11 protein-coding genes and 4 pseudogenes are annotated in these 9,838 nt (G+C 58.9%); 2 read left to right on the forward strand and 13 right to left on the reverse strand.

Annotated features, from left to right (window positions below):
* Positions 1-388: 388 nt before the first annotated feature.
* From AC1DMK_RS30420 to AC1DMK_RS30455, 8 genes are all read right to left on the reverse strand, one after another.
* A complete protein-coding gene (locus AC1DMK_RS30420; protein ID WP_477863968.1) occupies positions 389-1,762 on the reverse strand; it encodes an autotransporter family protein in 1,374 nt (457 codons plus the stop codon).
* A 136-nt stretch (positions 1,763-1,898) separates the two neighbouring features.
* Positions 1,899-2,609, reverse strand: coding sequence for a Bax inhibitor-1/YccA family protein (locus tag AC1DMK_RS30425; RefSeq protein WP_477863960.1), 711 nt, complete (start codon positions 2,607-2,609; stop codon positions 1,899-1,901).
* A 19-nt stretch (positions 2,610-2,628) separates the two neighbouring features.
* Positions 2,629-3,396, reverse strand: coding sequence for an anti-sigma factor family protein (locus tag AC1DMK_RS30430; RefSeq protein WP_477863961.1), 768 nt, complete (start codon positions 3,394-3,396; stop codon positions 2,629-2,631).
* Positions 3,383-3,922 carry a sigma-70 family RNA polymerase sigma factor gene (locus AC1DMK_RS30435; RefSeq protein WP_477863962.1) on the reverse strand — a complete coding sequence of 180 codons (540 nt, stop codon included), beginning with the start codon at positions 3,920-3,922 and terminating at the stop codon, positions 3,383-3,385. The genes AC1DMK_RS30430 and AC1DMK_RS30435 overlap by 14 nt, the downstream gene beginning before the upstream one ends.
* 153 nt (positions 3,923-4,075) lie before the next feature.
* Positions 4,076-4,303 (reverse strand): MerR family DNA-binding protein, encoded by a 228-nt coding sequence (locus AC1DMK_RS30440; protein WP_477863963.1) that lies wholly within the window; start codon positions 4,301-4,303, stop codon positions 4,076-4,078.
* 269 nt (positions 4,304-4,572) lie between these two features.
* On the reverse strand, positions 4,573-4,998 hold the full coding sequence (locus AC1DMK_RS30445) for a type II toxin-antitoxin system VapC family toxin (protein WP_210165206.1): 426 nt from the start codon (positions 4,996-4,998) through the stop codon (positions 4,573-4,575).
* Positions 4,995-5,249, reverse strand: a complete 255-nt coding sequence (locus tag AC1DMK_RS30450; RefSeq protein ID WP_037066777.1) for a type II toxin-antitoxin system Phd/YefM family antitoxin — start codon at positions 5,247-5,249, stop codon at positions 4,995-4,997. Before AC1DMK_RS30450 ends, AC1DMK_RS30445 begins: the two co-directional genes overlap by 4 nt.
* Before the next feature lie 304 nt (positions 5,250-5,553).
* Positions 5,554-5,901: a hypothetical protein gene (locus tag AC1DMK_RS30455; protein ID WP_477863964.1), complete on the reverse strand. Its 348-nt coding sequence runs from the start codon at positions 5,899-5,901 to the stop codon at positions 5,554-5,556.
* 495 nt (positions 5,902-6,396) lie between these two features.
* Here AC1DMK_RS30455 and AC1DMK_RS30460 point away from each other — a divergent pair.
* Both AC1DMK_RS30460 and AC1DMK_RS30465 read left to right on the forward strand, forming a co-directional pair.
* Positions 6,397-6,586, forward strand: a pseudogene (locus AC1DMK_RS30460) (integrase); the annotation flags it as partial.
* A gap of 296 nt (positions 6,587-6,882) precedes the next feature.
* Positions 6,883-7,225, forward strand: a pseudogene (locus AC1DMK_RS30465) (ATP dependent DNA ligase); the annotation flags it as partial.
* A 146-nt stretch (positions 7,226-7,371) separates the two neighbouring features.
* Here AC1DMK_RS30465 and AC1DMK_RS30470 read toward each other — a convergent pair.
* The 5 genes and pseudogenes from AC1DMK_RS30470 to AC1DMK_RS30490 form a co-directional block, all read right to left on the reverse strand.
* The gene (locus AC1DMK_RS30470; protein ID WP_477863965.1) at positions 7,372-7,890 is read right to left on the reverse strand and encodes a DUF4334 domain-containing protein; all 519 of its coding nucleotides are present in this window, start codon (positions 7,888-7,890) and stop codon (positions 7,372-7,374) included.
* Between the two features lie 35 nt (positions 7,891-7,925).
* Positions 7,926-8,822 carry a hypothetical protein gene (locus AC1DMK_RS30475; RefSeq protein WP_477863966.1) on the reverse strand — a complete coding sequence of 299 codons (897 nt, stop codon included), beginning with the start codon at positions 8,820-8,822 and terminating at the stop codon, positions 7,926-7,928.
* 190 nt (positions 8,823-9,012) lie between these two features.
* Positions 9,013-9,336: pseudogene (locus AC1DMK_RS30480) on the reverse strand (LLM class flavin-dependent oxidoreductase); the annotation flags it as partial.
* Positions 9,308-9,697, reverse strand: a pseudogene (locus AC1DMK_RS30485) (NAD(P)H-dependent oxidoreductase); the annotation flags it as partial. The pseudogenes AC1DMK_RS30485 and AC1DMK_RS30480, both read right to left, overlap by 29 nt.
* Positions 9,646-9,838: hypothetical protein (locus tag AC1DMK_RS30490; RefSeq protein WP_477863967.1), on the reverse strand; the 193-nt coding region annotated here is incomplete at its 5' end. The gene AC1DMK_RS30490 and the pseudogene AC1DMK_RS30485, both read right to left, overlap by 52 nt.

The raw sequence follows: 9,838 nt of genomic DNA on the forward strand, positions 1-9,838 counted from the left end.
AGTGAGGAGTGAGGTTCAGGCATGGGCGCGTCGTCGAACCGATAGCGGTGCCCAAATCCGATGGATGTTCTCAATCGAGCAAGCGCGCGAAAAGATGGCTAAGTCTTATCCGACACCAGTACTCAACGAGTCAGAATCTCGGTGACGGGACACTAGGTCGTTCTATCGCGAGGCAGCTCAACGAACGTCCAAGACACCTTGCTTCATCAAACGCCCCCGGAGAGGTTTGCAGAGTGTGTTGCAGCGATCAGTTGAACCCACCGCGCAATACGGCCGAAACGCTCCTCCGGCCGCGGCCCATTGCGGCCAACACCGACTTTGGTCTTCCTGGTATCGTCCAGCCGTCGGCCCCTTGCCGACAGGGCCGACAAACCCAATTGTCGACTCATCACCACTTAACGCGGATGCCGGCGGTACCGCTCACAGTGTAGCTGTCGCCGAAGTTCTCCAGCGAAGACGTAGCCGCGACCTCGCCGTAGAGCGAGAAGCGCTCGTCGCTCCAATTGTAGGAGCCGCCGAATGTGAGCCCCGCCCAGAGACGGTCGTTCTCGTTTCCGAAGCCGGTGCCGGCGACATCGACAGCGGTACCGTCCAGGAATTCGGTGTAGAGATTGGCAGTGCCATAGAGTCTCGCGCGGGCCGTCTGGCCGTCGCCCTGCTGCCAGCTCTCCTCGCGGTCGAGCGCCACGCCGAGCCGGCCGGTCAGGCTGTCGCCCTCATCGAGGGAAACCCGAGCTCCGAACCTGTCATCGAAGCTGTCGAAGTTTACGGAGGAATAGACAAGCTGGGCCTGCGGCGTAATCGACCATGGTCCGGAGGCAGCGAAGCGCGTGCCCGTCTCGACGCTCAGAGCATAGCCGAAGCCGTTGTTGTCATTCTCCAGATCGCCGTCGACGAGATCGGATTTCAGGTCGCTGTCGTACCAGGTCGCCTGGCTCTGCGCGTCGACGTAGAAACCGTTCTCGCCATACCAGGTGAGTGTCGCGCCGACTCCGTAGCCGGTCGTGTCGATCTTGCCGTCGCCGTAGACGGAGGCGATGTCGCCGGAAACGGTGCCGTAGTGGACGGTCAGACCACCGATCAGTCGGCCGCTCCGGTCCTGGTAGAACTCGCCATCGAGACCGCCTTCCAGCTTGAACAGATTGTAGTCGTAGCTGGTGCCGCTCGTGCTGGTGTCAGGTTCTGTGCTGGCTTGCATGCCTTCGGTGCGCAGCCAGAAGCCCTCCGGCTCCAAGGCAGACGTCGTCTTTCCGTCAGGCTGCCAGTAGCGGTTGCCGACACGTTGCTCAAGCGTGGAAAGCCCGTTCAGGCTGAGCAGCAGTTGCGGATAGGCTTCGTAGATCGGAACACCGGCCTGGTAGAGCGGCGCCGCCGGAGCGCCGGGCGTAGCAGGATTGATCAGGTTCGAACGCAGATACCAGTCGCCATCAGTCGGAGTGGAGACACCGTTCTTATAGAGCCGATAGGCATAGGCACCGCCGACCACGGCCTGGTCGCCCTGGAACACATAGTCGCCCTGCAGAGTGAAGGCTCCGGCTGACGTGCTGCCGACATCGACGATCTTGATGCCTTCGACGGTTTGCGCGCCGCCACCTCCGAGATTGATCACCTTGACGTCGGTGGTGCCCGATGTGCTGCCGGTGACGACGAGGCGATCGGTCGATGACGTATCGCCGCCGAGCACGCTCTCGATCTCCAGGGTGCCGCCGCCGATATAGTCGCCTGATATCGTCAGCGTTCCGATCGAATTGCCAGGGGCGATTTCGAGAGTTCACGCAGGGGTTACGGCTAGGCAATGACCCACACTCCCTTTAGTGAACACCCGATCCACGCATCCTGTCACAGAGTGCGTGGATCGGGCCTTCGAGCGCTTCCATTGCCCCCAGAAGCGCTTGTTCCTATTCCCGCTCGCCCGTGAAGTTGAGCAGCAGCTGGAAGATGTTGACGAAGTTCAGGTAGAGCGACAGCGCGCCGAAGACGGCAAGCTTCTGGTTCGATTCCTGATCGTAATTTTCTGAAAACTGTTCCTTGATGTTCTGCGTGTCGTAGGCGGTCAAACCGACGAAGACGAGAATGCCGATGACCGAGACGGCAAACTGCAGCGCGCTTGAGCCAAGGAAGATGTTGACCACGCTGGCGATCACCACACCGATCAGGCCCATCATCAGGAATGAGCCCATGCGAGAGAGATCGCGCTTCGTCACATAGCCGTAAAGGCTCGTCGTGCCGAACATCGTTGCGGCGATGAAGAAGGTGCGCGCGATGCTCGTGCCTGTGAAAACGAGGAAGACAGATGCGAGCGACAGACCCATGACGGCGCAGAACGCCCAGAAGGTCGTCTGAGCTGCACTTGCCGACATCGTCTGGATCTTGAACGAGAAGAAAAAGACGAAGGCGAGCGGCGCCAGCATGACCACCCATTTCAGCGGAGACTGGAAGATCGGCACATAGAGGGCCGGCGTGCTGCCAACGATGAAGGCGACAATGCCTGTTATGACGAGGCCGATGCCCATATAGTTGTAGACGCGCAGCATATGCTGGCGAAGACCCTCGTCAAAGAGTGCCTGCGAGCCAACGGCAGAGCCGTAGCGCTGATTGATCGGGTTCATACAGATCTCCTCGATTGAACTAGTAAAGGGTGCGGGCGAGCTGGTCGGCAACCCGGTCCAGCGGGATGGTGCGGTCGGCGGTGACGAGGGCGTAGGCAACGTCACCGATCTGCCAATAGGCTGCTTCAGCGTCGTCCAATGCGATATGGTTTACCGACTGAACGGAAAATGCGCCCGGCCGAACGGCAAACAGAGAAATCTGCTTTCCGTCGTCGGTGCGGATGGCCATCTCCACGCTCGGGCCGAACTCCGACGGGAAAATCTGCACATCGGAGATCGTCCAGTCTTTCGGAATCTGCGGCATCACGATCGCAGTTGCGGCGCGTATATCCTCCGCCTTGTAGCTTGCAACGGCCTGTGAAGGCACGGATTGCCGCAGCACTGCAGTGTGATAAGCCCKAACAGCGTCCTCGACATAGGCCGGGGCTGGGACGGAGGCCGCGACCTCGGTTGCGGTAAACGCGCCAAAGGACGTGTGCGCCACCCATCCCGCAGCAACGAGAACGCCAACGGCGGCGATCCGCTGCACTGTCTGGAATATTCGGCCATAAGCGAGACCGCGCTCAAGACGCCGTGCCGCGTCGCGCGTCTCCGCACGGCCAAAGATGCTGTCGTTCGCCAGCGCCAGGCGCAGTTCGCCGCGGATGCTGAGGTCGGCCATCACCTTGGCCGCCGTTGCCGGATTTTCGGACAAATAGGATTCGACCTGGATACGTCGCGCAACATCGAGCTCGCCGTCAACATAGGCGTCGAGATCGGCGTCGATGATCGGATCAACTGTTTTCATTGCCGCCCCCTTCGATCAATCTCAAATGCGAGCTACGTGGCGTCTGTTCTTCGAACTCGCGCAACTGCGCACGGGCACGAGAAATTCGCGACATCAATGTGCCGACCGGAATACCAAGTGCGGCGGCCGCCTCCTGGTAGGAGAGGTCTTCGATCGCCACGAGGTGAAGCGCCTCGCGCTGCTCTTCCGGCAGGCGAAAAAATGCGCCGCGCACCTGTTGCAACCGCACGGCATGCTCTTGGCCGGCGGCCAGAGACTGGTCGGCCTCGGCTGCGGCTTCGTCGTGCCGTCGCGTCAAAGATCGGCTTTGGCGGACGCGGTCTATATGAGCGTTGTGCAGAATTGAAAGGAGCCACGTGCGCAGATTGCGACCGCGACGGAAGCTCTGTCTCTTTTCGAATGCCCGAACCAAGGCATCATGGACCAGATCTTCGGCGTCATCCGAATTGCGCACGAGCGAGCGGGCGTAGCGCCGAAGCGCTGCGAGCTGGCCAATGACATCGAAGGGGCGTTCTTTCCGTTCCATGAATGAGTATACGAACCTGCGCCTGGTTTTATTCCCAGGAAATTGAAAAAATCGAATTTTGATGCTCGCCGGGAAGCCGAGCGTGGCCCATCTCGCGGGTTCCCTATCGGGCACGCCCGATATCGCAATTGCTCGATCCCGTTTGCTGGCCTCCTAGGCGTCGCGTTCACCCGACAGTTCGGCGAGGATCGGGCAATCCGGGCGGTCGTTGCCATGGCAGGCATGAACGAGATGCTCGAGGGTTCGGCGCAATTCCGTCAACTCACGGATCTTGCGGTCAATTTCCGAAAGCTTGGCCTGAGAGAGCTCCTTGACATCGGCACTTGCGCGGCTCTTGTCCTCGTAGAGCGTCAGCAGCACGTAATAGGTGTCCAAAAGCATCGCGGCTCTCCGAAGGTATACGCAGAGAACGCGACCAGCGTGCTCAGGCCGCTTCGGTATCCTTCTGGAAGGGATTGCTATCTTGCGAGCCGACGGTGCAGAGATCTTGTCTGATCTGCCGCGCGCTCTTCACGTTGTTCGAAGCTGAGGGCGCTGTAGAGGACGTCGTACGAAGAAAGTCTGGGCACTGGCCCGTGGTGTTCGCACATAGGTCGGGCGTGCAGCTCCTGTTCACTAGTCGGTCGGCCTTTGACCGAAAACGAAATCCGTCAGCCTGACTCCCATGGGTTGATGATGTCGGGACCCATCGGGGCGAAATCGGAAACGTTGCGGGTGACGATGGTCATCCCATGCACCAAGGCGCTCGCCGCAATGAATGCGTCACGCTCAGGCCGTGGATCAGGAACATGAAGACGGGCGCAGCGGAGTGCCACGGTCCGATCCACAGTTAAAATTCGCTCGGCGAACTCTGGCAATACATAGTCGTCCATCCAAGCGCGCAGGCGTGCGCCTTGTGATGGATCACGCCTTTCCATTAGGAGGATGCCGAGGTCCAGCTCCATAAGTGTCACGGCCGAGACAAAGAAGCCCTCTGCGTCCTGACTGGACATCCACGAAATAACATTGGAGTCCGCTTTTCCCGAGCCGGCCTTGCGCAGTTCGGATAGAACATTCGTATCGAGCAAAAACATCAGGATAGATTGGCCGGACGAGGTAGGTCGCGCGAGCGAGGAATTTCCAATTCGATATCTCCGAGACCGGGCATCGACAAGGCTTCCACGATATTGCGCCGCTTGCCCGTGATCCTTTGGTACTCTTCAAAGCTAAGGAGGACCTGCGTCGGCTTGCCCCTGTTCGTGATGAACACGGGGCCTGCTTGGGTAGCTTTTTGCGCTTGATTGGCGTTCTGCTGAAACTCGCGACTGGATAGGGTCGTGATGGTCATGGCTGTCACCTCCTGATTTATGTTGGTACATTAGAACCTAAGCGATATTTTTGCAATTGCGACCTGACCTGCTCTGCACTCGAACTCGAGCGCAAGCGCCAGTTCCCGCTTTTCGCTCGTTTGCAAAACCCGGCGCAAGTGTGGGCGCAAACCCGTCCGACGAAACCCGTCGAGGATCGATCAAGGCTCAATCGACCCCCACCTCCATGCGCCACAGCGTCACTTTGCTGCTGGCGATGGAGGTTGCGGGTCGGGTGCGGGCGTCCAAGTCTCCTCTTCGATCCCGCTCGATCCGCACGTGCTACTAGCGGAATTTATCGACGTCCGGCGTGCGCGCAAGATGGTGATACTTCGACCCTCTGCGGGCATGGTCCGGCGATTGAAGCCCACGAATGGCGTCTCTGTGCAACTGCCGGCCGACAAGCGGAACCTCAGGTTTTGTTCGGCCGAAACGTTTCGACAGTTCATCTGACAGTTCAGCCGGATCAGTCATTCCGCCCTGGTAGAGACTGATCAGCAGTTTGTCGGCAAGATTGGAACCGCTCGATGTCGGAAATGAAATAGCGACGGTGTAGCCACAATCTCTGAGAACGTTCTGGAGAATGCGTAAGTCATCGGTGGTGAGATGGATCGAAGGCAGTTCTGAAGACATGAAGACCTCCCTTAACCCCTGTAAACGGGTATTCCCGTCCACTGGTCGAGAAAACCTTTTATTGGGGGAAAAGTTCCACCAATGTCCGAACCGTCTTTGGCAAGTGCCCGCGCCTCGATCGCGATCGCGTGGCAGGGCCTTGTTCCTGGAACGGACGACGGGAAAATGCTCTTGCAGAGCCTCAAGGAACCGTGTCCGCGGAGAATGGCTCCCGGATGAAGTTAGTATCGCGGGCAGCTCCCCTTCGGGTTCGCGCACCGGAGGCTACATCGACCGCCATGCCCAGGCGCGCTTCTGCAAATCGGCCGTGGAAGGTCTTGCGCATGCGCCAACGCGACCGCCACCACGAGGGCCCGCCGCGGCCAAGATCAATCGCCTCATCGCATCCTCCCGGCTTGAGAACAGCTCGATCTTATGCCACGGAGCTGCGAGCAGCCGTCACAGCCAGCGGTCTGCAGACGCTCGCCATCCCCGATCTGGGGAATGTTTCGCGCCCCGCGCTTGATCAATGACATCGTCAAGCAGCGAGCGGCCCTCGCCGGGCTGGAGCCTCGGGAGTTTTCGGCGCACGGGTGCCCTCCCCGAGGCGATGGAGCAATCGCGTCACCGTTCGGTTCAGCAAGCATCGAGCTATTACAACAATACCACTCGTCGTAGCGGCCGCGCGGCACGGCTGCTGGCATAGGGCTCCAGACAGCCCTTGCTAGCGAAACGGATTGCGTGCGACGCTTCGGTTGATTGGCCAGCGGTTGCGTAAGTCCTCCGGTTGACCTTGCCGCGGGCCAAGCCGGCGCGGGAATTGGGCTATTACGCGTGCTGACGGCCTTTCATAACTGGCGCGTTGCAGCACTTTACTGTTCTACTGGTATGGCGCAGAAGAATGCCGGCTGGAGTGATCTCATCGCAAGCTTTCTGGCTCTCGACGTCACACTGTTACCCGAGAGCTCAATCGCTAGCCAATATTCGCATTTTCAGATTCGCCGCACCGGCGATTGGCTGAAGATCAAATGCGTCCAGCCTGCTTCTCGCAGGCCGAAACGGGGACGATTGGGTCCACGTTGGCTCCGTCGGAACTGGGTTCAACACCAAGGATGCCGAGTACCTGCGCAAGATGCTCGACAAACTCAAGGCAAAATAAACAGTCGTGCCGGCCCAGGGCAAAGACCTGGTCTTCGCTCGACCGACGCTGATCGTGGAAATCGACTTTCGTGGCTGGACAGACGACGGAAATTTGCGCCATGCATCCTGCGAGGGCCTGCGTGAGGTTCAGGATAACGCCGCGGTCTTCGGTATGACGGAACGGTTATCCATCCAAAAAAGATAAGGCGCTCAACCCTTACGGGGAGCGCCTTATCAAACCCGAACAACCGCGCACGTCAGACAAGCTGCTCGGCAAGAAGGTCATCGAAACGGGTAGTAGCCAATCGATGATTAGATCGGAAATTCAGACGCTGCTCATCCAAGCAGCGCTCACGGCTCATCCACCCGCTCGAGTTCGAAGAAATAAATTCGATCGTCTCCCTGGATCGTCATCGCTCCCATCACTTTGCGATCATCCATCCTGCGGAAATGGTCGATAATGGGCTGACCGTCATAGATCATCGCGGCACTCGCCACGCCCTGGAATGATAATGTTTTCAAGGAAGCCACCGGGCCTTTCGCCCGAAGCCCACGCCGAAGATACGAAAACAGGGCTCCGGCAGTGCGCATCCTCCCGATCTTGTGGAAACGCAGGATCAGGTGAAGTGGTATTCTTGCCGGGTCGATCGGAATTAACCGCTGCTCCCCGACGCGAAACAGCAGCGCATCCGCGCGCATTTTCGAGGTGAACCGCTTGCCGAACCAGCCGAGGTTTTCCAGCACGCCATCGAAAGGGTGGCCGGACGGAATGCCCCGACCGATCCATAGCCCGATCATCTCGCGCGGCTCGATCGGCGGCAAGTTTTGAAACTCACCTAGCACGTTCCGCATCTGTTGCTTGCTCAACATCCGGACGCTCCTTTCCCCGCGATCTGCGGCTACCCCTACGCGGTATCGTCCTGTTCTTCTTGCCTGCGCTGTTGGGCGCGTCGCTTTGATTTGGCCTTTTGCCGAGCGGTCCGCAACTCCTCCAGGTTTGGCAACCACCAGCCGCGCGCGAACTCTTCTTCTGCGGGCGGTCTTCGTGCTGGCCAGGTCGTCACCAGTTCTTCCAGCGAACCGGATCGCCACGACGCCCAAACATGCTCCACACTCTGCCCTGCAGGAAAATAGAACGTGCTGACAGTCGCAGGTTCTGCCAACTCGCCGTCCGTGCCGGTGAAGACAACGACACCAGAATGCGTGCCGATCGCCCGCTCGAACGGCGGAATACAGTCTGCGGGCACAGGATAGCGCTTTCGCCGGCGTTCCCTCAATCCCGCCTTCGATGCCTCCTGTTCATCAGTGCCCTTCATTGCCTCACGGAGCGCTTTCCTTACCTCGGGCTCATTTCGCTGAGCCGCCGCTTCGATCGCTGGCCACCGTCGGCGCAGTTCTTCGTATGATCGGTAAGGCACTGTCCAAAGTCGGCGATCACCGTCCCAACGCGCAAACTGGATTTCTCGAATTTCGTTCACGACAGTGCGCGAGTAGGGCGTCCGGACTTGAAAGACCGAAGGTGCTGCTTCGAGATAGCGGCTTTCGATCGGATCGAATGCAAAAGCGTCCCTGCCCTTTTCGTCGGCGTAAGCGTCGGCCTCCGCTTCGATCTCGGCAAGCCAGCGTCCAATGCGCCTCTCGGCGGTGCGGCCAGGCACGAACCAGGCATTCAGACTGTCACTCCAGCGGGCGCGTGGAAAAGCCTCACGAAAGCGCTGCACCGTTATGCGATCGTGAGGCAAGTCAGTCGTCGCGCCAATACGCTGTTCAACTGAGGCGGTGTCGCTAGGTTCCTTTTCCATAGTCCAATAACGCAGCAATGCAGCCTATGTTCTTCCGCCCGTCGCGCTCAACCAATCAAGCTGCCTGCGTTGAATTTCCAAGACGCTTGATGGCCTGCTCAAGAGGCCGCTGAACGTCGCAATAATCCTGCCACGCCGAGCTTTTTGCAAGAAGCGCAGGCACAGTGCGAACCGTAAATCGCTTGGGGTCAAGGTCAGTGATTTGCTTTGCCGCGAGCGTTGGATTCCACGGTCCGGGTAGAATGGCCGCAATAACCTTGAGCGTTGTAGTCGATTCCAGCAATGCATGGCTGAAGGATACCGATTCATGCTGGAATTCGGCGCCATAACCAGCAGTGAAGCGAATCTGGCTGCGCGCGTAGTCGATGCCGTTGGCTTCAGCGATCTGCGCCAGCTTCCTGTTGTACTCGATCGTCCAACTGGTGCGCTGTTCGATGTTGGAAATGACCAATCCGCCGGAAACATTGGGTACCCAGTAGGCGAATTTAACCGGCCCTCGGTTGGCATAAGACATTACATTCTCCCTCTTTGAGTGGCCAGGCCGAAGCAACGGTGAGGGCCGGACGGTTGCCCAGCGCGCTGACGGCAGTGTTTTGGTCGGAGGCAGGCAGTACCTGCACGAGTTCTGAAACGGCGCGAGCGATGCGGTCGTCAACGACAGGACTGATGATCTTGTAGTTGGCAAAATCTGTTTCGGTAGCGTAGATGGCGGTCGGCAGCGTCAAGGCATTGAAGAAGCCGAACAGAGGCCGCACCTGGTGTTCAGTCACTAGCCCATGCAGCGGCGTGCCGCCCGTGGCCGCCAAAATGACCCGCTTGCCGCTCAGCGCCCGATAATCGACGAGATCGAAAAGATGCTTAAGAGCGCCTGTATAGCAGGGGAATCGGGTGAGTTAATTATCGAGAGATTGTACTTGCCAGGAAGTCGTCGTCCCATGCTGCGACCTTTCGTTTCAAACGCAGGGAATCCTTGCCCGGCGCTCTTCGGATGAGATTGAGAGCCATGTGCTTTATGG

Source organism: Rhizobium sp. 05L419 (assembly GCF_056397845.1).

Excerpts from the sequence above, each read along its gene's own strand:
- AC1DMK_RS30425 (WP_477863960.1), bottom strand. The coding sequence starts at position 2,609 with ATGAACCCGATCAATCAGCGCTACGGCTCTGCCGTTGGCTCGCAGGCA.
- AC1DMK_RS30435 (WP_477863962.1), bottom strand. The coding sequence starts at position 3,922 with ATGGAACGGAAAGAACGCCCCTTCGATGTCATTGGCCAGCTCGCAGCG.
- AC1DMK_RS30440 (WP_477863963.1), bottom strand. The coding sequence starts at position 4,303 with ATGCTTTTGGACACCTATTACGTGCTGCTGACGCTCTACGAGGACAAG.
- AC1DMK_RS30450 (WP_037066777.1), bottom strand. The coding sequence starts at position 5,249 with ATGACCATCACGACCCTATCCAGTCGCGAGTTTCAGCAGAACGCCAAT.
- AC1DMK_RS30455 (WP_477863964.1), bottom strand. The coding sequence starts at position 5,901 with ATGTCTTCAGAACTGCCTTCGATCCATCTCACCACCGATGACTTACGC.
- AC1DMK_RS30470 (WP_477863965.1), bottom strand. The coding sequence starts at position 7,890 with ATGTTGAGCAAGCAACAGATGCGGAACGTGCTAGGTGAGTTTCAAAAC.
- AC1DMK_RS30475 (WP_477863966.1), bottom strand. The coding sequence starts at position 8,822 with ATGGAAAAGGAACCTAGCGACACCGCCTCAGTTGAACAGCGTATTGGC.